Origin of the sequence: Paludibaculum fermentans (assembly GCF_015277775.1) — a bacterium.
In the GTDB taxonomy this organism is placed as follows: domain Bacteria; phylum Acidobacteriota; class Terriglobia; order Bryobacterales; family Bryobacteraceae; genus Paludibaculum; species Paludibaculum fermentans.
On record NZ_CP063849.1, the window covers coordinates 2,923,006 to 2,947,208 of the forward strand.

The following is a 24,203-nucleotide window of genomic DNA, read 5'->3' on the forward strand; positions in this document are numbered from 1 at the left end:
GAGGCGAGGCGACTGGTTGCGGGCGCTACATCTGCCCCAGTTGGATGGCCGGAGCCGGGGCTTTCCATTCGCGCTCGTATTCGCGGCGGACGAATTCGGCTGCTTCCAGTTTCTGCTGGGCTTCCAGGGATTTCATCAGGCCGAACAACATGCGGCCGTTGCGGACGGAGCGGCGGGCGCCTTCCCGGAAGACGGCTTCGGCTGCGGCCGCATCGCCTGACCGCAGCAGGGCGGCGCCCAGCGATTCCCTGAGAGGCATGTACCACGGGGGCGGCTCGTCGTAATTCAGGGCATCCTGCAGTTCGACCGCGTTGCGCCATTGGGGGATGGCCGCGGCTGCGTCCGCGGCGAACCGGGCTTGCAGGATGGCCTCCGCCATCGCCAGTACTTTGACAGACTTGCTGGTCATCCAGGGCCACTGCGGCGGGACCTTGGCGCGTGCGTCCTGGAACAGCGCGGCTTCGCGGGCCGCTGCCGGCTTGTCGCCCTTGCTTGAGAAGGACAGAGCCCGGGCCCAGTGCCAGAGCGCAGTGGTCGCCAGCAGTTTCGCCGGTGGCTTGGGGAGTGTCAGCAGGTCGTCCCACCGCTGGAAACGGAGCCGCATGAAGATGGCGTAGGGCGCAAACGCGTCCAGCATCTCGGGCATGGATTCCACCATGGGGGCGGACTCCTTCACCATCAGGTCCGCGGCGTTGATGGCCTGCTGGGCGCTCCCCTGCATGCCCCGGGCATAGGCAATGAAGTGCAGGTTGTGGAGATAGTAGCCGAGGTAACCGCTCTGGACCCCGGTGCGGGCGAAGTATTCCCGGTCGACCTGGGCCGCACGCTCGTTCACATCGGCCGCGGTTTCCCATTCACCGAGGATGACCCAGATGTGGCCGGGCATATGGACCATGTGGCCGGCGGCGGGCATGATGGCCATCAGGCGCTGGGCGGAGGGCACGGCGCGCTCCGGTGAAGGGGACATCTCCACCGCGTGGATGTAGAAGTGATTCGCTCCAGGATGGTTCGGGTTGCGGCGCATCACCTGCTCCAGCACTTCGACGGCCCGGGCCATTCCGTCCGCCGGCGTACCATCGGCGCGCCACCAATTCCAGCGGAATTTGACCATGACGCTCTCCGCGTAGAGGGCAGCCGCGTCGGGATCGTCGGGGTACTGCTCGTGCAGTTTTCGGAACGCATCGATCGCCCGGTCGGGCTCGTAGTCCGGACATCGGCTGGCCGCCGCGGACAGATAGTCTTTCTCGTAAGGAGAGGCGGCCAGGGTGGCGGCCGTGGAGAGTGCGGCGCAACCATCCTTCAAATTGGTGTCGGCGTCCATATCCATATTGATGTGGGGGCCGAGGGCCATGGCGATGCCCCACAGCGGCATGGGCGCCCGGGGGTCGAGTTCGGCGGCCTTGCGGAAGGAGCGCAGCGCCTCATAACGGTTGAAGCCGTACATCAGGTTGAGACCCTGGTCGAAGAACTTCTGGGCATCCGAATTGGCGGTGGCAATGCGGTGGGAGTACGGTCCGAGGTGGCCCAGGAGTTCGACCGGTTTCTCGCCGGGAGGCGCGGCCGGATGGGCGTGCTGGGCAGAGAGTACGGCGGAGCCGAGCAGGATGGTGGAGAGAAGCAGTGATGACCAGGTCATGCGAATTTCCTCTTGAGATACGGCAGCAACCGTGGAAGCGGATTCATCTTGCGGCGGCGAGGGGTTGGCAGCCTGCCCCCAAATAGGGTGTAAACTCCAGCGGGCCGATCTGGGCCTCGGTCGCCTGCGGCGGAGCAAGACTCCGGCCGCAAGGATTTTCACTCAGGTATCCCAATTGCCCTCCAGGCATAATAATCTACCGTAATTTGCGGCTTGGGCGCCCCCCTTTTCCCGCCACCCACGTTCTCGCCATCGCGTGAAATCTCCGCGCATCCTGCTTCTGGCGGGTGGCGGCAGTTACCAGCAATCCTGGAACGCTGGCGGCGCGCCGGGTGCGTTCGTCTGTCCCGGAGCCTATCAACCTTCTGCTTGCATACGGAATCGGCGCTTTACAAATCCTTGCAGAAGGCCGGTTGACTCTGAACCTTAATGATTGCAGAATGCAACTAGTGGCACGAACTGAGACAGGGAAGGCCGACTCCAAGGTAAAGCGTCAGGCGCGGACATTACAAGCCTGCCTGGCGAAGCTGTTGGAGCCTCCGATGGAGCTATTGGACGGCCACCCGCTGCCGGATGTCGAGCTGTCGCCTAGGGAAATCAGAGTCCTGTTTCTGCTCGGGGAGCGGGGCGAGATGATCATGACCGATCTCGCGGCTGCCTTGCCGGCCCCGCTGAGCACGGTTACCAGGATCATCGACCGCATGGAAACCAAGGAGTTAGTCCAAAGGGCCCGTTCGACAGAAGACCGGCGCATCGTGGTCGTCCAGCAGGCCCCCAAGGGCAGACTGATGCACGATCGTTTCCTGAGCTCGCAGCTACAGGTAGCGGAACGGATGCTCGAGCCCCTGAGCAACGGCGAGCGTGAGATCCTCCTCGAGCTGCTGGGCAAGCTCAGCCGCCAGATCTAGGGCGAAGACGAACAAACAACGGCCGGGAATGCTCCCGAGGTGGGAGCATCCAATTACTTGCACGGTGCAATAATTTCAGAATGGTGAAGACATGGAGACCTGATGAGAAGAATCGCGCTGCATATGTTGATGGGCGACACCGGAAAGTACTTCGGCATCGTCGCCGGCGTGATGTTCGCATCCCTCCTGCTGGTTCAACAACTGGCCATGTTCGCCGGCATCATGCAGCAGATGTATTCGGGCATCAGCGCCGTGAACGCGGACATCTGGGTGATGGACCAGAAGGTGCGTTACATCGATGACTCCCAACCGATGACGGATGGTCAGTTGGGGCGGGTGCGTAGCGTCGAGGGCGTTGCCTGGGCCGTCCAGTTATACAAGGGCAGCGTTCAGGCAAAGCTGGAGGACGGAACGAACGTCGGTGTGGCGTTGTACGGACTCGACGATACGACATTCATTGGCGGTCCTGCGCGCATGGTCGAAGGCAAACTGAGTGACCTCCGGCAGGGCGAGGCAGTGGTTGTCGATGTGATGAGCGCAATGGACAAGCTAGCTCATGTCAACAAAGATGGCACGAAGACGCCGCTGAAAGCCGGAGAGACGCTCGAACTCAACGATCACCGGGTAATCGTGGCCGGTTTCTGCGAGGTGGAGCGCGGCTTCCAATCGATGCCTGTCGTTTACACGACCTACAACCGGGCGTTGTCCATTGTGCCGGCGCAGCGGAAGAACCTGTCCTATATATTGGCGGCGCCTCAAAGAGGACAGTCGGCCGAGGCGGTGGCAGCACGGGTGGGCCGCGTGACTGGACTGGCCGCCTACACCTCCGACCAGTTCATTGCCAAGACCCTGAACTACTTCATCACCGAAACCAGCATTGTGATCAATTTCGGACTGTCGGCATTCATCGCCTTCCTGATCGGAACGCTCATCGCCGGGCAGACCTTTTACAACTTCACGATGGACAATCTTCGCCACTTTGGCGCGTTGAAGGCCATGGGCGCGGGTAACGGCACTCTGCTCTCAATGATCCTGATGCAGGCGGCACTGGTGGGCGCGCTCGGATTCGGGACCGGCACGGGGCTTGCGTGCCTGATGGGGCTGGCAATGCAGGACAGCATGATCAGCTTCACACTGCCCTGGTACGTGCTGGTAGCAACCGGAGTTGTGGTTGTCGGAATCGTGACGATTGCCGCGGCCGTGAGTTTGAGGAAGGTGATCCGGCTGGAGCCGGGCATCGTGTTCAGAGGCTAGTCATGGAAACAAATGGCGAAAATGCGGTGATGTGCCGCGGGCTAAAGAAGGTATTCGGCGCCGGAACCGCCGAAGTGCAGGCGTTGCGCGGAGTCGACCTTGACGTGCGGCAGGGTGAGGTAATGATGCTGGTTGGTCCGTCGGGCTGCGGCAAGACGACGTTGATCTCGACGGTGGCGGGCGTCCTGGATCCGAGCGAAGGCGAGTGCCTCGTGTTCGGGAGGAACCTCAACGCCCTGAGTGACCGCAAACGCACGCGTTACCGGGGCGAACACATCGGATTTGTGTTCCAGCAGTTCAACCTGATCGGATCCTTGTCGCTGCGTGAAAACGTCGCCATCCCCCTGCTGCTGAACGGTGCCGGATATGGGGAGGCTCTGCGCAAAGCGGACGAAGCACTCAAGAAAGTGGAGTTGGGCGACCGCACGGACGCCCGGCCGGCGAGCCTGTCCGGCGGACAGCAACAGCGGGTGGCCATCGCGCGGGCGATCGTCCATGGTCCCAACCTGATCGTTTGCGACGAGCCGACCAGCGCGTTGGACCACATCACCGGACAGCATGTCGTGGAACTGCTGCGGTCAGTGGCAACGGGCGAAGGGCGGGCGCTCATCATTGTGACGCATGACAGCCGCATTTATCGGTATGCCGATCGCATCGCGCAGATGGACGATGGCAGGGTCCAGAGGGTTTTCAACTCACACCAGGAGTTTCTGGCGTCGGAGAGGGTTCAATGATTCGCAAATATGCACTTCCGGTTTTGGCCTTGGCAGGGCTGGCCCTGGGCCTGTTCATGGTCAGGGCGACGTCCAAGCCGCCCATGAAGGCGAAGCCCGTGGCCGAGCCGTCCCAGGCACCGTTTCCAGCTTACGTGTCGGGCGCCGGCCTCATCGAGGCATCGACTGAAAACGTCAAGGTGGGCAGTTCGAGCGGCGGCCTGGTGGCGCGGGTGTTTGTGAAAGTCGGCGACGCCGTTCGCAAGGGCCAACCCCTGTGGCAACTGGACGAGGGGCCTAAGCGGGCTGAGATCGCGCGCTACCAGGCGGCGGTGGAATCGGCCGCGGCGACGCTCGAGAAGTTGCGCGCGGGCAATCGTCAGGAAGAGATCACCAAGCAGGAGCAACAGGTGGCGCAGAGCAAGGCTCAACTGGACGACGCCCGCACTCAGTTGGCACTACGAGAGTCTGCCTATGGAGATGACAACCGCGCCGTCAGCCTGGATGAAGTGAATCAGGCACGGAACGCGGTGAGGCAGCGCGAGGCGGCATCCGCTTACCAGCAGGCGGAATTGGATCGGTTGAAGAGAGGCACATGGGCCCCCGAGATCCGTGTGCAGCAGGCTGCGGTGGAGCAGGCCCGTGCGCAGGTGATGCAAGCCCAGGAGGAGTTGGAGCGACTGACCGTACGGTCGCCGCTCGATGGGGAAGTGATGCAGTTGAAGATCCACGCCGGTGAGTACGCACCCGCCGGCCAGACCGACGATGCGCTAATGCTGGTGGGCAACAACGTCGTCCTGAATGTCCGGGTGGACGTAGATGAACAGGACGCGTGGCGTGTGGAACGCGGACAACCGGCGGCCGCCTATCCGCGCGGACGGGCGGATCTCAAGGTGCCGCTGACTTTTGTTCGTGTCGAGCCCTATGTGGTGCCCAAGAAATCGCTGACTGGCGCGGCGACTGAGCGCGTGGATACGCGCGTGTTGCAGGTGGTCTATTCGCTCCGGCAACCCGAGGCCTTCCGTCTGTATGCAGGACAGCAGATGGATGTGTACATCCAGGCAAAGCCGCTGCCCGACCCCGGCGCGCGGCAGTCGCAGAGCAATGGTCCAGTGACGGGAGGCAGGCCATGACGCGGCGGTATGCGGTTCCGGCGGTCGCGGCTCTCTTCCTGCTGGCGGGATGCGCCGTGGGACCGAAGTATCGCGCTCCCGTCGTGAAGACCCCGGAAGCATTCTCGGAGATGCAAGGGCAGAAGCCCGCGGCGGACGTGGCAGCACTGGCCGACTGGTGGCGGACGTTTCATGACCAGAAGCTCTCTTCGCTGGTTGAGCGCGCAATCGGCAGCAACCTCGATGTGAAGGTGGCGAAGGCGCGTCTGCTGGAGGCACGCGCAACATTCAAGAACACGCAGGCCAGCAAGCGACTGCCCGCCGGCAATGCGAACTTCAACTACTCGCGCAGCCGGACGAGCTCGGACAATCCGCAGATTCCGAAACTCGGCGGAGGGACGCTGATCCCCACGACGTACAGTTCTTACCAATCGTATCTGGACGCAAGCTATGAGCTGGACCTCTTTGGCGGCGTCAGGCACCAGATCGAGGCAGCAAGCGCGGACGCGCAATCGTATGAGGACAGCTTGCGCAACACGCTGGTAAGCGCCGTGGCCGAAGTCTCGAGGGACTATCTGCAGCTCCGCCAGTACCAGGAGCAACTGGCTGTGGCGCGGCGAACAGAAGCCACGCGCAAGGATACCCTGAGGATCACCGAAGTGCGCTACAAAGCCGGCCTGGTGACCGATCTGGACGTAGCCAATGCGGCGGCCAGCCTTTCGCAGACTCAGGCGTCGATTCCGACTCTGGAGGCGAGCGCTGCCCAGATGATCCACGCAATTTCTGTCCTCCTGGGCGAGAATCCGGCCACTCTCACACCCGAACTGAACGAGGCAGGCGGTATTCCAGCCTCACCGAGCGAGATCCCGGTGGGATTACCCTCGGACCTGTTACGCCGGCGTCCCGACATCCGGCAGGCAGAGCGGAACCTTGCCGCGGCCACTGCGAGAGTGGGCGTTCAGGTGGCAAGCCTCTTTCCGTCCATCAGCCTGACGGCGCAGTATGGAGGCCAGACGGGCGACGCCCTGCATCTCGCGAACGCGGCGGCCCGGTTCTACACACTAGGTCCCCAGATCAAGTGGGGGCTGCTCAACTACCCCGCGACCAAAGCCAACATCCGAACATACGAGGCCAGGCGCGACCAGCAGTATCTGACGTACCAAAAGTCAGTATTGACCGCGTTCCAGGATGTCGAGAATGCCCTTACCTCGCATCGGGCGGACCAGCAGCGGCTGGCCGCATTGGAGCAACAGGTGAGTCAGTTGCAAAAGGCGGCAACACTGGCGTTGAATCGCTATACGCACGGGCTCACGAACTTTCTCGATGTATTGGACGCGCAGCGCTCGTTAAACACCGCGGAGGATTCTGTGGTTCAGAGCAGGGCGGCGGTGAATATTGATCTCGTGTCTGTCTACAAGGCGCTTGGCGGAGGTTGGGAACAGAACGATCCCGTGGCCGACAGCCGGATTGGAAGGAGACAAGACGTCAGCCGATAACCATCCAAGATTCACCGGGCTGAGTCCCGCAGGGCCCGTGGCCCCTCGTCCGCATCGCCCGCCAGGGCATTGAAGCAACTCACGGAAAGATAACGCGGTGACCGCAGGAGTCACCACGAATGCCGGTTTTCCTGTTATGTGACACCGATCGAAAGGAAGAAAACAATGCGAATCACAGCGGTCATTCTGATGCTCACGATGGCGGTCTCAGCTTTTGCGGCCGATGTCGCCGGTAAATGGAAGGCAACCATGGAAGGCCCCAACGGGTCGATGCAGCTCACGTTCGACCTGAAGGTGGACGGGAACAAGATCACGGGGAAGGCCTCCGGAGAGATGGGCGAGATGAAGATCACCGACGGCACAATCGACGGCGATCGCATCAGCTTCGCCATCGAAACCGATCAGATGAAGGTCGTGCACAAGGGGACCGTTTCGGGCGATGAGATGAAGCTAAAGGTGGAGGTGGGCGACAACAGCATGGAAATGGTGGCGAAGCGCGTCAAGCCGTAACTGGGGGCCCATCATGAGGACAGCGATCACAGTATTGCTGGCAGCCTGGATCTCTCTTGGCGCGCAGAACAAAGACATCTCGGGAACATGGGTCGCCAAGCAGAACAGCCCCATGGGCGAAATGGAAATCGTCTATGAGTTGAAGGTCGAAAAGGGCAGGATCACCGGAACGCAGCGGATGCCCTTCGGCGACTTCCCGATTACCGGAGGAAAACTGGAAGGCGACCGCTTCGAGATGACTGTCGAAACGGAATTCTTCGGAAACGTGCAGAAGCGGGTGGTGAAAGGCAAAATCGCAGGGGATGCCTTGGAGGTGGAACTGGCCATGCCGGCGCCGCCTCCGGGCATGGCCCAGGGCGGGCCGGGCGGCGGTCCTCAGGGTGCACCGTTCGGAAGCGCCACGGTGACTGCGCGCCGGGGAACGCCCACGCCATCCAACCGGGCGCCTGGCATCGATTACAATTCCCTCCCCAAGATTGCCCTGCCCTCTATCACAGAACTTCCGCGGAACGGCCTCTCGCCAACACCACCCATGGGCTGGAGCAGTTGGAACAAGTTTGGAGCGAAGATCGACGATAAAACGATCCGCTCGGTAGCGGACGCCATGGTGGCCAGTGGGATGGGGGATGCCGGCTACACCTACGTGAATATCGACGATGGCTGGCAGGGGAAACGGGACGAGAGCGGCGTTCTGCAGCCGAATTCCGGCTTCCCCGACATGAAGGCTCTCGCCGACTACGTGCATTCCAAGGGGCTGAAGCTGGGGATCTATTCTTCTCCGGGACCTCGGACTTGCGGCGGCTTCGAGGGCAGCTATGCTCACGAGGAGCTCGATGCCAGAACCTGGGCCACCTGGGGTATTGATTATCTCAAGTACGACTGGTGCAGCGCCTCACGGATCTGGAAGAACGAAGATATGCGGGCTGTGTACCAGAAGATGGGTGAGGCCCTCCGCGCCACAGGCCGCCCGATGGTATATGGCCTCTGCCAGTATGGGCTGGCGGAAGTGCAGAAGTGGGGTCCATCCGTGGGCGCAAACCTGTGGCGGACGACGATGGACATCCAGGACCGCTGGACATCCATGGCGGAGATTGGATTCTCGCAAAGCGCACTGGCTGCCTTCGGCGGACCGGGGCATTGGAACGATCCCGACATGCTCGAAGTCGGTAACACGCATATGACGACGCTGGAGTACCGAACCCACTTCAGCCTGTGGGCGATGCTCGCCGCGCCGCTCATCGCGGGGAATGACGTGCGCAACATGTCGTCCGAGACCAAAGAGATTCTGCTGAATCGCGAAGTAATCGCGATCAACCAGGACAGCCTGGGTCAGCCGGCCAGGAGACTGCGCAAGGACGGCGATACAGAGGTCTGGTCCAGGCCGCTAGCAGGCGGGGCGTATGCAATCGCTCTGTTCAATCGTGGCCAGGAGGACGCCGAAGTCTCGGTGCGATGGAGCGACCTTGATCGGAACAGGCCAAGGCACTTGCGTGACGTGTGGAGGCACGAGGACCTGGGTCAAATCACCGAACAATTCACGGCCACTGTGCGATCGCATGGGACGGTGCTCATTCGCATCGCGCCCTGACTCACGCACGCATAGGCATGGAAGAGCCACGTTGAGAGAGAGGCCGGCGGAAGCGCTGCTGGGGGGAGCGAGCCGCACCCTACCAGCAGTGCGCCCTGCACTGGGCCTGACCGGCCCGTCCCTCTATTTCTGGATCAGAACTCCGTTTCCCGGAATACCCGGAAGCGCGCGTAGCCACTGATTATGCGGTCGTCGGCGTCCGAGGTCTGCTCCAGCGGATACTTTTCGATCAACGGGAGCACGCCGCTGATCTCACTGAACTTGAGCGTGTCTTCAGAGTCGATCGACGTACCAGTGGGCCAACCGCGAATCGACTGGCGCTGCAGGACGAGGCCGAGCACGGCGGCCTGGACCGGCTTGCCGGGCACACCGAGGATCACAAATTCACCCTTGTACCCGAGGCCGCCCATCGCGGCGGACATGGCATCGGCGTCGGTCACCGTGGCCAGAATCACGCGGGCTCCCCCGAGTTTCTGGAGGGCGGCGGACACATCGGAGGTGGTGCTGTCGATGTAGTGACGCGCGCCCAATTCCCGCGTGAACTTCTCTGTGTCCGCCCCGCGGGCGATGCGGACGGGATCGGAAGGCCGCGCTCCGGTATTGCACACCGAAGGGAAGGTCGTGACGGCGACAGGAACCGAGTCGGGCGGGCTGATTCGACGGATGGATTCGGGGCCTGGTGCGGGGTGGATTCCGCGGCTGAACTCGCGGCAGTCGCTCCGGCCGGCCTGGCTTTGTTGCGGAGCAGGGTTGAGCCCGTCGCTTACGCTCTGGGACTGGGGCGGGGCAAAACGGGTAAGGTGCGAGGCGACCAGCGGAGGAGACGGCAGGATCAGAAAAGGGGAGTCGTCCGGCACCGGCCGACTCCCCCAATCAGATTCGGACTAAGAGCAGCCGGAGGTGCCGCCGCAGTTCTCGCACTTGTAGCAGGAACCGTTGCGGGTCATCAGGCCGCCGCATTCGGAACAGGCGGGCGCGTCCTGCATGCCGTCGGCCGGAGAGAATTGCAGCTTCTGCTGCGGCTCCGGCTCAGTCGGGCGCAGCTTGGTGCTGAGGCCGGCTTCATTCTCCACCGTGTTCGGCCCGATGAACTTCAGGGCGAGCCAGCGGAAGATGTAGTCCATGATGGACTTGGCATACGGGATGTTCGGGTTGCCGGTGTAGCCGGAGGGCTCGAACCGGACGTGGCTGAACTTGTCCACAAAGAACTGGACCGGCACACCGTACTGCAGGGCATAGCTCACCGTGGTGGCGAAACTGTCCATGAGCCCCGAGATGGTGGAGCCTTCCTTCGCCATCGTGATGAACAGTTCGCCGGGCGTCCCGTCCTCGAACATGCCCACCGTGATGTAGCCTTCGTGCCCCGCGATGGAGAACTTGTGGGTGATCGACTGCCGCTCATCGGGCAGCTTCCGGCGCAGCGGACGGTAGACGATGCGCTCCTCGATGCGGGCCGGGGCCGGTGCGGGCACCGCCGCCTGGGAGGCGATGGACTTCTTCTCGCCCTTGCCGCTGCCGGAACTGAGCGGCTGGACGCGCTTCGAACCGTCGCGGTAGATGGCCACCGCTTTCAGGCCGAGTTTCCAGCTCTCGATGTAGGCGCCCATGACGTCCTCGACGGAGGACTCCTCGGGCATGTTGATGGTCTTCGAAATGGCACCGGAGATGAACGGCTGAACCGCGGCCATCATCCGGATGTGGCCCATATGGTGGATATAGCGGGTACCCTTGGGCGACTTGAAGGAGCAATCGAACACCGGCAGGTGCTCGGCCTTCAATTCGGGCGCGCCTTCGATGGAGCCCGTGGTGTCGATGTGGGCGACGATCTTCTCCACCTGTTCCGGCGAGTAGCCGAGACGGATCAGCGCGGCCGGGACGGTGTTGTTGACGATCTTGATGACGCCGCCGCCGACGAGCTTCTTGTACTTCACCAGGGCCAGGTCGGGTTCGACGCCGGTGGTGTCGCAATCCATCATGAAACCGATGGTGCCGGTGGGCGCGATGACCGTGGTCTGGGCGTTGCGGTAGCCGGTCTTCTGGCCGAGCTCGTAGGCCTGTTTCCAGGTTTCGTGAGCGGCCTGGAAGAGGGCCGGGGGCACCAGTTTGGAGTCGATGCCGTTCACCTGGTCGCCATGCATCTTGATGACGTCGAGGAAGGGCTCCTCATTGATGGGGTAGCCGGGACACGGCCCGACGACTTCAGCAATACGGGCGCTGGTGAGGTAGGACTGGCCGCACATCACCGCGCTGATGGCGCCGGCCCAGGCACGGCCCTGGTCGCTGTCGTAGGGCACGCCCATGGACATCAGCAGGGAGCCAAGATTGGCGAAACCGAGGCCCAGCGGGCGGTAGTCGTGCGAGTTCCGCGCGATCCGCTCAGTGGGATAGCTGGCGCTGTCGACCAGGATCTCCTGGGCGAGAATCACGGTGTCCACGGCGTGGCGGAAGGCTTCCACATCAAACGTGCCGCCGGCGCTGACGAACCGCATCAGGTTCAGCGAGGCCAGGTTGCAGGCCGAGTCGTCCAGGAACATGTACTCCGAACAGGGGTTCGAAGCGTTGATGCGGGCGGTGTTCTTGGAGGTATGCCACTTGTTGATGGTGGTATCGAACTGCATGCCCGGATCGCCGCACTGCCAGGTGGCTTCGGCGATGGAGCGCATCAGGTCGCGGCCGCGGAACTTGCGGACGTTCTCGCCGGTGACGACCGACTTGGTCCACCAATCGGTGTCGTCGATCACGGACTGCATGAATGCGTCGGTGGCGCGCACACTGTTGTTGGCGTTCTGGAAGAAGATGGAGGCGTAGGCCTCGCCATCGAGCGACTGGTCGTAGCCTGCGTCGATCAGCGTGTGGGCTTTGCGCTCTTCCTTCGCCTTGCACCAGATGAACTGCTCGACGTCGGGGTGTTCGGCGTTCAGGATGACCATCTTGGCCGCGCGGCGCGTCTTGCCGCCCGACTTGATGACGCCGGCGAAGGCGTCGAAGCCCTTCATGAAGCTGAGGGGACCGGAGGCGCGGCCGCCGCCCCACAGCAAGCCGTTCTCTTCGCGCAGGGTGGACAGGTTCGTACCGGTGCCGGAACCCCACTTGAAGAGCATGCCTTCCGTCTTCGCGAGATCGAGAATCGACTCGAGCGAATCCTGAACGGAGTTGATGAAGCAGGCCGAGCACTGGGGTCGGTGGTTCGATTTGTCGAGTTTGTTGATCGAGTCGGTAGACTCGTCGTAATACCAGCCGTAACCGCGATTCTCTTCCTTGACGCCGACGTTGAACCAGACCGGGGAATTGAAGCAGGCCTTCTGGGTCAGCATCAGATGCGCCAGTTCGTTCCGGAAATTGGCGGCGTCCTCGAGGGAGCGGAAGTAGCGGCCCTCGATGCCCCACTCGCTGATGGTGTCGACCACACGGTGGATCAACTGGGCGACCGAGCGCTCCCGCTCAGGCGTGCCCATCTTGCCATGAAAGTACTTGGAAGCAACGATGTTGGTGGCGGTCTGCGACCAATCCGAGGGCACTTCGAGATCCTTCTGTTCGAAGATCATCGCACCCTTGTCGTTGCCGATCGAAGCAGTCCGCAGCTCCCACCTTACTTCATCGTAAGGTGTTTTACCCGCCTCCAACCTGGCAGTGAAATAACGGGGGAAACTGAGACCATTCCGTTCCTCCTTCCGCAAATTGCGGCGAAAAGTTTTGATGTGAGCGCTCAAGTCCACACTTAGCTGGCCCATCGGTGGCTCCTTGGTTTTTTAGAGAACAATACGCCCAGACAGGGGGTTCAGGATACGCTGAATATGTCAGGGGGCACTCGAAACAATACCCCAATATGTTGTGGGCGGTCAATACTCCAATCCATAGATCGTGTGCATGTGCTTGATAGCGCTGGTGATCGAATTTCATGAAAGTGTGACAATCGGCGGCAAGGGGAGTCGGGGTTTCCGCGTAGTACTCCCTAGGGCAAATCTTCACATCGAACGATAGCTCCAATCCGGATTATTACCGCCAAAACGGCCCATTCTTAAAGTAAAGGATACGAGGTGGGCGGATAGCTGTTCAGAGCATACCGGGTTGGCCGAGCAGCCTCGCCAGCGGGGTGGCAGACCGCCGGAGTCCGGCTGCTTCCGAGTCGGTCTTCGGCCTTTGCGCGCCCCTTCCCCCATTCTGCACCCTTTGGTAGGTTAAAATAATCTTCATCAGGAGAGGCTGGCATTCGATAGCAGTCTCCAAGCCGGGCTTGTGCCCCGGGATTACACCACCAACACCCCAATCCAGCAGTTCAACCGCCCTATGGAAGCAGAGAAGCCAATCCGCATCCTGAGCGTGGAGGATCATCCGATCTTTCGCGAAGGACTGGCCACGATCCTGGCCTCCCAGCCGGACATGATGCTGGTCGCCAACGCGGCGGACGCCCAGGAGGCCTTGACCCTGTTCCGGCTGCACAAGCCAGCCATTACCCTGATGGACGTCCGGCTGCCGGGGGAAACCGGCATCGATGCGCTGATCGCCATCCGCGCGGAGTTTCCCCAAGCGCGCATCATCATGCTGAGCACGTCGGAAGGGGACGGCGAGATTGGACGCGCCTTGCGGGCGGGCGCCGCCGCCTACCTGCTGAAGAGTTCGCACAAGAACGAACTGCTGGCCGCCATCCGGACGGTCCACTCCGGCCAGAGGCATGTGCCGCCGGACGTGGCGGCCCGGCTGGCGGAGTATCTGGGAGACGAACACCTCACCGAGCGGGAGCTCGAGGTGCTGGGCCTGATCCGGGATGGCAACCGGAACAAGGAGATCGCCGCGCTGCTGTTCATCTCGGAAACGACGGTCAATTATCACATCAGGAATCTGGTGGAGAAGCTCAGCGCGAACGACAGGACGCATGCCGTCGCCATCGCACTGAAACGTGGACTGCTGACGGACTGAGCCGGGAACCGCATATGGCACCGCGCGCGAGCGGGAGAGCTGGACGCTTCAGGGGTGGCAGGACGCCGCTTGGCGGGTGGACGTGCGCCCGTTTGGCTCTATGGACCGTGCTGGCCGTGGCGCCGTGTCTGGCGCTGAACCCGGCGCGCCGCCTGACCCAATACGCGCACACGGCCTGGCGCATCGAGGATGGCGCATTCGGCGCGACGCCCAATGCACTGGCGCAGACCGCCGATGGGTATCTGTGGATCGGAACCGACGCCGGCTTGGTGCGGTTTGACGGGGTCCGGTTCGTGCCCTGGGAGCCGCCGGCCGGGCAACAACTGCCGAATCCCACCATCAACTCCCTGCGCGGGACGCGGGATGGCAGTCTTTGGATCGGCACGCCCTCGGGCCTGGCGCGCTGGCGGAACGGTGTTCTGTGGAACTACACGACGGGGCGAGGCTACATCAATGCCATCGTGGAGGATCCAGACGGCAATGTGTGGTTTTCACGGTCTCGACCAGCCGAGGCGAGCGGCCCCATCTGCAAGGTCGAGGGCGACAAGGCCCACTGTTACGGCAAGCCGGAAGGAGTACCGTTCGCGCTAGTGGGCCCCTTGCGGCGCGACGGGAACGGGGATTTCTGGGGTGGATCGCCGGAGGGCCTGTTCCGCTGGCGGCCGGGTTTCTCAGAGGTCCATCTCACTGACCGGTTGGCGGTGGCGGCGGGCCTGCCCGGAGTGTCGGCCCTGGCCACCGGGCCGGACGGCGCCGTCTGGGCTGGAATCGAGCGCCGCGGAGGGGGGCCAATCCTGCAGCAGCGCGCGCACGGCGTGTGGCGGGGCATCCCCCTGGCCGCGGCGCCTGGCGGGAAGTTGGAAGTCATCGCACTGGCGGTGGATCACGCCGGCATGACCTGGGTGGGCACTGCCGCTCACGGCCTCTACCGCCTGCACGACGGGACCTTCGAACATTTCCGCGCGGAGGACGGCCTGTCGAGCGCCGGGGTCAATGACCTGTTTGAGGACCGGGAGGGCAACGTTTGGGTGGCCACTTCCAATGGACTTGACCGCTTCCGAGACCTCCACATCACCACCTATTCCATGCGAGAGGGCCTGACGGCGGACAAGGCAAGTTCGATCCTGGGGACGAGGGACGGCAAGGTCTGGAGCGGCAATGGCAGCGCCCTCGAGTACATCCAGGATGGGGTGGCGCATGCGATTCAGGCCCCCAACGGCCTGCCGGGCCGCCGGGTCACCGCGCTGCTGGAGGACGCGGCAGGGCGGCTGTGGGTGGGTGTCGACGGCGATTTGCTGATTCTGGACAAAGGCCGCTTCCGTCGGATTCCGGGCCTGCATGGTCCGTCCCTGGGAACCGTCTGGACCATGATCTCGGTCGACGGCGGCGATATCTGGGCTGAAGTCATCACCCCGCCGCGGCGCCTGGTGCGCATCCGGAACGAGCGGGTCGTGGAGGAGTTCGAATCCGGCCGTGTGCCGACCGGGCGAGGACTGGCCGATGCGGGCGGCGGCGCGCTCTGGCTGGGCTTGCGGTCTGGGGATCTGGCTCGCTACAAAGACGGCCGGATCGAGCGGTTCTCGCTGAGGGGCGGCGGCAAGGGTGATCCAGCGGCGATCCGGGAGATCCACACAGATCCGGACGGTGCAGTGTGGATTTCACACCGGCAAGGCCTGATCCGATGGAAGGATGGAGTCGCGAAAAGGCTGGGGAAGGAAAATGGCCTGCCCTGCGCCGCCGTCTTCGGCCAGTTGCGGGATCGCCAGGGCCGGTTGTGGATCCTTTCCGAATGCGGGCTGTTGACGCTCCCGCGCGAAGAGGTCGACCGATGGTGGGCGCATCCGGAAGTGACGGTGCAGGTGAGGGCCTTCGACGCACTGGATGGCGCCCGCCCCGGTCCGTCGTCCTTCACCCCCTCCATCACCCAGTCGGTCGACGGCCGCATCTGGTTCGTATCGGACAAGGTTGTACAGGTGTTCGACCCCGGGGAATTGAGCGCAACGGGGCCGCCGCCCCCGGTTCACATCGAGCAGGCGGTCGCCGACCGACGGGCCTACGCCCCCAAGCCGGGCCTGGAACTACCGGCTCTGACAAAGGAGGTGCAGATCGACTATGCGGCCACCAGCCTGGCGCTGCCGCAGAAGGTCAGATTTCGCTACCTGTTGGAGGGACACGACAGCGCCTGGCAGGAACCAGGCACGCGGCGGCAGGCGTTCTACAGCCGCCTGGACCCGGGATCGTACCGCTTCCGGCTGATTGCCAGCGGCCCGGATGGCGCCTGGAACGAGGCGGGCGACTCGTTGAGCTTCTCCGTCCGGCCGGCATACTACCAGACCCTTCGGTTCCAATTCGTGTGCGCGGCGCTGCTGCTGGGCGCCATCTGGCTGGGCTACCGCATCCGCATTCACCAGGTCGCGGCGGGCTTGAACGCGCGCTTCGACGAACGGCTGGCGGAACGGACACGGCTGGCCCGCGAACTGCACGACACCCTGCTGCAGACGATCCAAGGCAGCCGCATGGTGGCCGACGATGCGCTGGGCGCCCCGGAGGATCCGGTGCGGATGCGGCATGCGCTGGGGCGGTTGTCCGAATGGATGGCGCAGGCCACGGAGGAGGGCCGCGCGGCGGTGAACGCGCTGCGCGCCTCCACGACACAAACCAACGATCTGGCCGAAGGGCTACGGCAGGCCGCTGAAGATGCACAGGTCCCGGAGTCGATGCAGGTGGTGCTCTCTGTGTTTGGCGAGCCCAAGCAGATGCATCCGATCCTGCGCGACGAGTTGTACCGCATCGGCTGCGAGGCGATTCGCAACGCGGTGCATCACTCCAGCGGCAGCAAGGTGGAAGTGGAGCTCCATTACGCACACGATCTGGCGCTGAGGATCCGCGATAACGGGAAGGGCATACCGCCCGAGATATCAGAGCGAGGCCGGCAGGGACATTTCGGCCTGGCCACGATGCAGGAGCGCGCGGAACGGATCGGCGGCAAGCTGAGGATCTTCAGCAGTCCCGGAGCCGGCTCGGAAGTGGAACTGGTGGTCCCTGGCCGGCTTCTCTATGTGGAACGGACGCAGGCGCGGAGCAGCCTGGCTACCAGGCTCAAGCAGCTCGTCAAACCGCCGGGCAGCCTCTCGTGATCGCCAACGGGCTTAGTTGGGCGGCTCCGAGGGCTTGACCGGGGCCGGGAGGACCTCGTCCTTCTTCTCCTGGGTGCGGCGGCGCATGGGCCGCGCCACCGGTTTGGCGCTCACCAGTTCGACATAGGTCCGCTGGATCTCCGCCTTGCGCGCCGGATCGGCGACGAGGTAACTGTGCTTTCCTCCGGCCGCCGCCGCAAAACGGAGCCGGCCATCGTCGAGCAGGGTGATGGCTCCAGGAGCAGACAGGGTGAAGCCGCAATCCGGACGGATGGAATACAAGGCGGCAGCCAGGGCCGGGGCGGGGGCGTCAAAGGGCTGCGCGTGGTAAGCGGTGTAGGCATCGACGACGGGGTGGCTCGGAGCCCAGGCAAAGTCCGTCCCTAGGCTCTCACCCGGAAACGGAATGGCGCTGCCCACCTCGGCGCCGGCCGCGACGATGGGGGTCGGCCAGGTGGCCAGAAGTTGACGGGCCGCGGCCAGGTCCGCTGTCACCTTGGGATCGGCGGAGCCTTCGGGGTAACCGCCCCAGGCCAGCATCAGCACCTTCACCTTGGCGCGGATGAGCTCCATGGAGCCGGGCAGCGCCATCATGGCCACAAGATTGGTGGCCGGCCCGGCGAGCAATACCAGGCAGTTTTCATCGTTCTGCGCCGTGAGGGCGTTGCGGATCAGCGCAGCTGGATCAGCGGTATCGTTCAGCTTGGCGATGGCCCGCGGATACAACGGCTCGCCCTGGTCGTTCTTCTTGTCGAGCACGGCCTGAAGAACGGGGGTGTCCTGGGCGAGCTTGCCGTTGTCGGCCATGCCGATGGCGGGCACCGGCCGCTGAAAGCCGGCGAAGACACCGGAGGTGGGCCTGGGCGGAGGTGGACCCATGAGGAACTTCGTCAGCGCCTCGGCGAACATCGCCGACCGGAGCGAGGACTTCGTGGTGCTGGTGGAAATAACACGGGTCTCGCTCTTGCCTTCCAGGGCATAGAGCAAGGCCAGCGCCAGTACATCGTCGATCCCATCGCCCAGCGCGGAGTCGACCACGACCCCGATGGGCGGTTTCGCTAGACCTGAGAACTGCATAGCCGCCCTAGGAAAGTTCAGCCAGATTCAACTGCCCGGTGGCGTCGCCGAAGTGCTCCATGTGGACACCCATGCGCTCCATCAGCGCCAGGTGCATGTTGCACATCGGGGTTTCGCGGCGAAAGACCACGCGGCGGCCCGGTTTGATGGTATTGCCGCCCTTGCCAATCAGAATGGTGGGCAGATCCTCGTGCAGGTGGCGGTTGCCGTCCGAGAGACCGGCACCGTAGACAAGCATCATGTTGTCCAGCAGGCTGCCCGTGGACTCCTTCGTCGTCTTCAACTTCTCCACCCAGCCGGCCATCTGCGCGACGTGGTAGGTGTTGATGCGCACCACCTTCTCGATGAGGTCGGGTTTGTTCATGTGGTGCGTGCACGGGTGGTGCCCGTCGGCGATGTCGAGCTCGCGATAGGGGCGAGAGGTGCCTTCGCGCGTCATGAGGAACGTCACCACGCGCGTCAGGTCGGCCTGGAACGCGATGGTGATCATGTCGGTCATGAGCTTGAAGTGCTCCGAGAAGTCGGCCGGTACGCCGTAGGGCTTCTCCATCTTGGGATCGATCTGGGCGTTGGTCTTCTCGGCCCGGTCGATCTGGCGCTCCACTTCGCGGATGGAGGTGAGGTACTCGTCCAGCTTGCGATTGTCTGAGGGGCCCAGGGCCGATTTGAGCTTGCCGGTCTCGGAGTTGACGAAGTCGAGAATGCTGCGTCGGTAGTCGGCCTGGCGCGCCTTGGCTTCGGGGCTGCGCACGGCTCCGGTACCAAACAGCCGCTCGAACATCGCGCGCGGATCGAGCAGCGGCGGCAGCGGCTGGGTCTCGCTCTTCCAGGCAAGGTTGTTCGTATAGGCGCAGGAGTAGCCGGAGTCGCAGTCGCCGGCCTGGCGCGCATCTTCCATGCCCACTTCCAGCGAGGGGAACCGCGTCTGCTCGCCCAGGTGTTTGGCCACGATCTGGTCGCACGAGACGCCGGCCTTGATGTCGACCATCGTCTTCTTCACTTGGATGCCGGTGAGGTACGAGCCGGAACAACGCCCGTGATCGCCTGCTCCGTCCAGCAGCGCACGGCCGGTGTTGTGGGTCAGGTTGCCCAGCATCAGGATGTCGTCCCGGTGCGGCTCCATCGCCTTCAGGATGCGCGGCAGCTCGCCCAACTGGCCCTCATATGAAGGGTTCCAGTGGTTCATGATGATGCCGTTCGGCACGTAGGCAAAGGCCAGGCGCAGAGGAGTCTTGGCGACAGCGGCCTGCGCCGGCGTGGCCATCGCCGGCAGCATGGCATCCAGGAAGGGCAAGCCGACGGCGGCGCCCATACCGCGCAGGATCGTTCTTCTCGGAAGGGCTTTCCGCGTGATCTTCATCTCTGGGCAACCTCCTTGGGTTTCGCCTGCTTGTCGCTGCTCACCAGTTCACCGCGCCGCATCTGGAACGGCATGCTCTTCACCACTTCAAAGATCGCCGTCTGGAAGGGGTAGCCGTCCGCGGCCAGCTTCTTGCCGATCTCGTCGATCACCCGCCGGTCCGGCGTCGCCATGCCGCGCCCCAACCCATAGATCATCAATTTCTCGATGACGCAGCGGGCGAACTGCGGAAGCTGGGACTTCAGCACGGCTCGCATTTCGGCCGGGGTCGTGAACGACTGGCCGTTCGGCAGGATCCCGCTGGAATCCACCGGGAACTTGCCGTCCATGGTGCGCCATTTGCCGATGCCGTCGTAGTTCTCCAGGCCGAAGCCGAGCGGATCCATTTTGGAGTGGCACGACGCGCAGACCGCGTTGGAGCGGTGCTTCTCCATCTGCTGGCGCAGGGAGAGCGAGGTTCCGACAGCGGCTTCGTCTAATGGCGGAACGTCGGGCGGAGGCGGAGGCGGAGGAGCGCCGAGAATCTCCTGCAGGACATACTTGCCGCGGATCACGACGGAGGTCCGCGTCGGGTAGCTGGAGACGGTGAGGACGCTTGCCTGGCTCAGAATGCCGCCGCGCTGGTCGCTGGTCAGTTCGACGCGGCGGAACTCAGGACCGGAGACACCGGCAATCCCGTAGTGCTTCGCCAGGCGTTCGTTGAGGAACGTGTACTTGGCGTCCAGGAAGTCGGCCATCGGGCGGTTCTGCCGCAGAACATGGTCGAAGAACAGGCTGGTCTCCATGCGCATGGCGTCGCGCAGTTCCGGATTCCAGTCGGGGAACTTCTGCGGATCGGGCTTCACCACATCCAGGTTGCGGATCTCCAGCCACTGGGCCGCGAAACTGTCCGCCAGGGCTGCCGAGCGTGGATCGGCCAGCAGGCGCTTGACCTGGGCATCCAGGACGCCAGGCGCCCTCAGCTTGCCAGATTCTCCGAGCGCCAGGAGTTCGTCGTCCGGCATGGAACTCCAGAGGAAGTAGCTCAGCCGCGAGGCGAGTTCGACACCGGAAACAGGATGCACGGCGCCGGGGTCAGCCGGGTTGGGATCGCGCTCGATGTGGAAGAGGAAGTTCGGCGACACCAGGATCGCCTGGAGCGCCAGTTGGATCCCCTGCTCGGTGGACTGGCCATGCTCTTTCGCGAGGGCGACGAACTTGAGCAGCGACGCCACTTCGGTCCGGGTGACCGGGCGGCGGTAGGCCCGGCGAGCCAGGTTCGTTACGATCCTGTCCTGGCAGGCCGGTCCCGAATTCGGGTCGCAGATGAGTACCTTGGCGCGGCTGGGCGGAGGATTGGCGGGCTTGAACGGCCCGATGAAGAGCATGCCGTCGAGGTATTTGTTCGACTTCCGCTTGTAGAGTTCCTTGGCCTCAAGACCCTTCACAAAGTCGTCGTTCAGAAAGCCGGCGCGGAAGAGGTGGTCGCCTTCCGGCAGGAACAGCCGCAGCTCCTCTTCGGAATAGGGGTCGAAGTAGACCAGACCCGATGGCTTCGTTTCGATCAGCTTGGTGGCCAGCAGCTTGCCGTCCATCCAGAACGCGAGTTGGACCGGCTTGGCATCCTTGGGCCGCTCGCCCGGCAGCGCGAACCGGACGGTGTAGTCGCCGTCGAACTCGACGCGGTGGGTGGCTTCGATGGTGCTGGGGTCGACGCGGCGGATGCGTTTGTCCTTGTTGGCGTAGTCCACCTGGATGGGCTTGGGCAGCGGGTCGGCCGCCAACGCGCGGGACGCAATGCGTTCGGCGGCGGACAGGTACTTCTCCATCAGCACCGGCGAGATGGTGAGGATGTCGGCGATGTTGTCGAAGCCTTCGCCGGAGTCGTCGGTGGGGAAGTCCTTCTGCGCGCGGAACTCCAGGCCCAGCAGGTCGCGGATCGTGTTCGAATACTCAGTGCGATTCAGGCGGTGGGCGACGACACGGCCGGGGTCTGGCTTGGCGTTGCGGTCGATCTTGTCGACTTCGCCCTGGACATAGTGAACGAGCGAATCGATCGCCGCCTGGGATTTCGGGGTCCCCTTGGGCGGCATCTCGCCGTTGCGCAGCTTCATCAGGATGCGGTCCCAGCCGTCGCGCTGGGTGGAGACGGAGGCAGGGTTCAGGAAGTGGTCGGTGTCGAAGCCGCCGGAGGCCATCTGGCTGTTGTGGCAGGGGGCGCAGGTCTTGTTGAGCACCGGAGCAACCGTCTTCTCGAACGTGGGCGCCGCCGCGGCAGCCGGTGCCGCGGGTTTCTTCGCAGGCGCGGGCATCTGCTCCGCTACAAGCAGGCCGGCGACAGAGACGGCAATAGCCAGACGACGAGTGGTGATACGCATACCCCCTCTGGTAGGCGGATTACATCCTTGACAAGTTACTACGGATACGATTGCGGGGCATGATAATCTTGACACGCGAGTAATTCAATTTCAATCACTCACCCGTCCCTATGCACCGAACACCTGCCTTTGTTTTCTCCCTCCTCGTAGTGGGGCTTCCTGGAATCGCGTCGGCGCAAGGCAACGCACCCGCCGCGAACCAGGCGCCGAACCCCGATATCTACTACCATCTGGGCCCCGATTCCCTGCCCCAGGAAGGCGTGCCCAAGGGTGAGATTCGCGGGCCGTTCACGCTGCCCAGCGAGGCCTATCCGGGCACGCAGCACACCTACTGGGTGTACGTCCCGGCGCAATATGACCCGGCCGTGCCGGCCAGTTTGATGGTGTTCAATGACGGGCAGGCGTTCATGAACGCCGAGGGGGATGCGCGTGCGCAAAACGTCATGGACAATCTGATATTTCGTCGTGAAATACCGGTAATGCTCGGCGTGTTCATCAATCCGGGCCGCCGTCCTGATCAACCGGAGCCCAATGCCAAGGAGTGGGGCGACCGCACCACCAACCGTCCGACGGAGTACAACACGCTGGATGACAAGTACGCGCGGGTGATCGTCGACGAACTGCTGCCCGTGCTGAACAAAAGCTACAACATCTCGAAGGACCCCGAGCAGCGCGGCATCGGCGGAGCGAGTTCCGGCGCCATCGCCGCCTTCACCGTCGCCTGGGAGCGGCCCAACGAGTTCCACAAGGTGCTAAGCGTCGTGGGCAGCTTCGTCAACCTGCGCGGCGGCCATGTGTATCCGGACCTGATCCTCAAGGCGGAGAAGAAACCGATCCGCATTTTCCTGCAGGATGGGCGGAACGACAATCGCGGCCTGCGCCAGGACGGCACCTACGACGAGAAGCGCGACTGGTTCTATCAGAACGTCCGCATGATGAAGGCGCTCACCGCCAAGGGCTATGACGTGAACTACACCTGGGGCGTCAACCGGCACGGGCAGAAGATGGGCGGGCCCATCCTGCCGGAGATGATGCGCTGGCTGTGGCGCGACCAGGCGGTTTCAACCGACGTGCACGACATGGTCGAGCGCTCCGTCCGCGAGGCCAAGAAGCCTTCCGCGCCGGCGAACTGAACCGCCTTCGTCTTGTGTTCTGAGGTGGGGGTGTAGTCATCAAGTACTCGGAGGAGTACCGCCATGTCCCTGGAGCACCTGGATACGCTCATCGCCTTTGCCACCGTCATGCTGGGCGTGAGCCTGCTGATCACGACTTTCACACAGATGGTCTCGGCCTTCCTCGGCCTGCGGGGCACCAACTTGAGGTGGGGCCTGAAGGCGCTGATCGAGAACATCTACCCGGATTCGAAGCAGCACGCGCATGACATCGCGGAGGCCGTGCTGCGGCACCCGCTGATCTCCGACTCGTCCCTGTCGATCATCCGCCGGAAAGTCCCGCTACTGCAGCGGTGGCAACTGGCCAACCACGTCACCGTGGCCGAGTTCGTGCGGATCCTGGAGAAGATCACGGCGCAGACCAGCGCCGGAGATCTGAAGACGGCGATGCAGAACATCGTGCAGAACGCCCAGCCGCACCCAGGAGACAACGGGGCGCCCAGTGCGGTGGTGGACGTCGCCGAAGAGTTTCAGTTCTGGTTTGAAACCGCGATGGGCCGCACGGCGCAGCGGTTCCGGCTACACATGCGCGTCTGGACGATCCTCTTCGCGGTAGGGCTCTGCCTGGCGCTCCATCTGGACAGCCTGCAGCTCTACACGCAGCTTTCCTCCGATGCGGAGTTGCGCGCCGGGCTGGCGGCGGCCTCGTCGACGTTGAGCGCGAAGGCGCAGCAGCCCGCAGCAGCAGCCGACGAGAAGGCGGCCCTCGAGAATCTGGCGAAGCAGGCCCGGGAGATCAAATCGAGCCTGGACGCCACCAGGCTGAACCTGATCCCGTCGCCGTATCCCAACCCGTGGTACTCCACCTATGAAGGCCGGCGCCACCTGCTGGGCGTGCTGTTCACCATCGCACTGCTCAGCCTGGGGGCCCCGTTCTGGTTCAACGTGCTGAAGTCGCTCAGCAGTCTCAAACCACTCCTGGCGAGCAAACAGGAGAATACCGGCGGCGCCGCCGGTTGAGTGGGA

At 63.4% G+C, this 24,203-nt stretch carries 17 protein-coding genes; 11 read left to right on the forward strand and 6 right to left on the reverse strand.

All coding sequences use genetic code 11. From position 1 onward, the window contains the following. Nucleotides 1-25: 25 nt before the first annotated feature. Nucleotides 26-1,636, reverse strand: coding sequence for a tetratricopeptide repeat protein (locus tag IRI77_RS11450; RefSeq protein WP_194452194.1), 1,611 nt, complete (start codon nt 1,634-1,636; stop codon nt 26-28). 449 nt (nt 1,637-2,085) lie between these two features. On the opposite strand from IRI77_RS11450, the gene IRI77_RS11455 reads away from it, so the two are divergent. The 7 genes from IRI77_RS11455 to IRI77_RS11485 all read left to right on the forward strand — a co-directional run bounded on the left by IRI77_RS11455 (nt 2,086) and on the right by IRI77_RS11485 (nt 9,217). Further along, on the forward strand, nt 2,086-2,544 hold the full coding sequence (locus IRI77_RS11455) for a MarR family winged helix-turn-helix transcriptional regulator (RefSeq protein ID WP_194452195.1): 459 nt from the start codon (nt 2,086-2,088) through the stop codon (nt 2,542-2,544). 102 nt (nt 2,545-2,646) lie between these two features. Next, the gene (locus IRI77_RS11460) at nt 2,647-3,798 is read left to right on the forward strand and encodes an ABC transporter permease (RefSeq protein WP_194452196.1); all 1,152 of its coding nucleotides are present in this window, start codon (nt 2,647-2,649) and stop codon (nt 3,796-3,798) included. Between the two features lie 2 nt (nt 3,799-3,800). Next, nucleotides 3,801-4,532 carry an ABC transporter ATP-binding protein gene (locus IRI77_RS11465; RefSeq protein WP_194452197.1) on the forward strand — a complete coding sequence of 244 codons (732 nt, stop codon included), beginning with the start codon at nt 3,801-3,803 and terminating at the stop codon, nt 4,530-4,532. Next, nucleotides 4,529-5,644: an HlyD family secretion protein gene (locus tag IRI77_RS11470; protein ID WP_194452198.1), complete on the forward strand. Its 1,116-nt coding sequence runs from the start codon at nt 4,529-4,531 to the stop codon at nt 5,642-5,644. Before IRI77_RS11465 ends, IRI77_RS11470 begins: the two co-directional genes overlap by 4 nt. After that, on the forward strand, nt 5,641-7,119 hold the full coding sequence (locus IRI77_RS11475) for an efflux transporter outer membrane subunit (protein WP_194452199.1): 1,479 nt from the start codon (nt 5,641-5,643) through the stop codon (nt 7,117-7,119). The genes IRI77_RS11470 and IRI77_RS11475 overlap by 4 nt, the downstream gene beginning before the upstream one ends. 165 nt (nt 7,120-7,284) lie before the next feature. Continuing rightward, nucleotides 7,285-7,629, forward strand: coding sequence for a hypothetical protein (locus IRI77_RS11480; RefSeq protein ID WP_194452200.1), 345 nt, complete (start codon nt 7,285-7,287; stop codon nt 7,627-7,629). A 13-nt stretch (nt 7,630-7,642) separates the two neighbouring features. Continuing rightward, entirely contained in the window at nt 7,643-9,217 is a 1,575-nt protein-coding gene (locus IRI77_RS11485) for a glycoside hydrolase family 27 protein (protein WP_194452201.1), read from the forward strand. Nucleotides 9,218-9,351: 134 nt separating this feature from the next. Here IRI77_RS11485 and IRI77_RS11490 read toward each other — a convergent pair whose 3' ends face one another. Next, nucleotides 9,352-10,074: a zinc-binding dehydrogenase gene (locus IRI77_RS11490; protein WP_194452202.1), complete on the reverse strand. Its 723-nt coding sequence runs from the start codon at nt 10,072-10,074 to the stop codon at nt 9,352-9,354. 27 nt (nt 10,075-10,101) lie between these two features. Further along, complete coding sequence (locus IRI77_RS11495) at nt 10,102-12,948, reverse strand: vitamin B12-dependent ribonucleotide reductase (protein WP_194452203.1); 2,847 nt, start codon at nt 12,946-12,948, stop codon at nt 10,102-10,104. Between the two features lie 556 nt (nt 12,949-13,504). Between IRI77_RS11495 and IRI77_RS11500 the strand changes: the two genes are divergently transcribed. Beyond that, a complete protein-coding gene (locus IRI77_RS11500; protein ID WP_194452204.1) occupies nt 13,505-14,134 on the forward strand; it encodes a response regulator transcription factor in 630 nt (209 codons plus the stop codon). A gap of 92 nt (nt 14,135-14,226) precedes the next feature. Next, complete coding sequence (locus IRI77_RS11505) at nt 14,227-17,271, forward strand: sensor histidine kinase (protein ID WP_194452205.1); 3,045 nt, start codon at nt 14,227-14,229, stop codon at nt 17,269-17,271. A 12-nt stretch (nt 17,272-17,283) separates the two neighbouring features. Here IRI77_RS11505 and IRI77_RS11510 read toward each other — a convergent pair whose 3' ends face one another. From IRI77_RS11510 to IRI77_RS11520, 3 genes are read right to left on the reverse strand one after another with little or no spacing between them, the layout of a single operon-like run. Beyond that, nucleotides 17,284-18,348, reverse strand: a complete 1,065-nt coding sequence (locus IRI77_RS11510) for a nucleoside hydrolase (protein WP_194452206.1) — start codon at nt 18,346-18,348, stop codon at nt 17,284-17,286. A 7-nt stretch (nt 18,349-18,355) separates the two neighbouring features. After that, nucleotides 18,356-19,708, reverse strand: a complete 1,353-nt coding sequence (locus tag IRI77_RS11515) for a DUF1552 domain-containing protein (protein ID WP_228486690.1) — start codon at nt 19,706-19,708, stop codon at nt 18,356-18,358. Beyond that, nucleotides 19,705-22,065: a DUF1592 domain-containing protein gene (locus IRI77_RS11520; protein ID WP_194452207.1), complete on the reverse strand. Its 2,361-nt coding sequence runs from the start codon at nt 22,063-22,065 to the stop codon at nt 19,705-19,707. Before IRI77_RS11520 ends, IRI77_RS11515 begins: the two co-directional genes overlap by 4 nt. A gap of 110 nt (nt 22,066-22,175) precedes the next feature. On the opposite strand from IRI77_RS11520, the gene IRI77_RS11525 reads away from it, so the two are divergent. Further along, a complete protein-coding gene (locus tag IRI77_RS11525; RefSeq protein ID WP_194452208.1) occupies nt 22,176-23,198 on the forward strand; it encodes an alpha/beta hydrolase in 1,023 nt (340 codons plus the stop codon). A gap of 63 nt (nt 23,199-23,261) precedes the next feature. Then, a complete protein-coding gene (locus IRI77_RS11530) occupies nt 23,262-24,197 on the forward strand; it encodes a hypothetical protein (protein ID WP_194452209.1) in 936 nt (311 codons plus the stop codon). Nucleotides 24,198-24,203 lie beyond the last annotated feature (6 nt).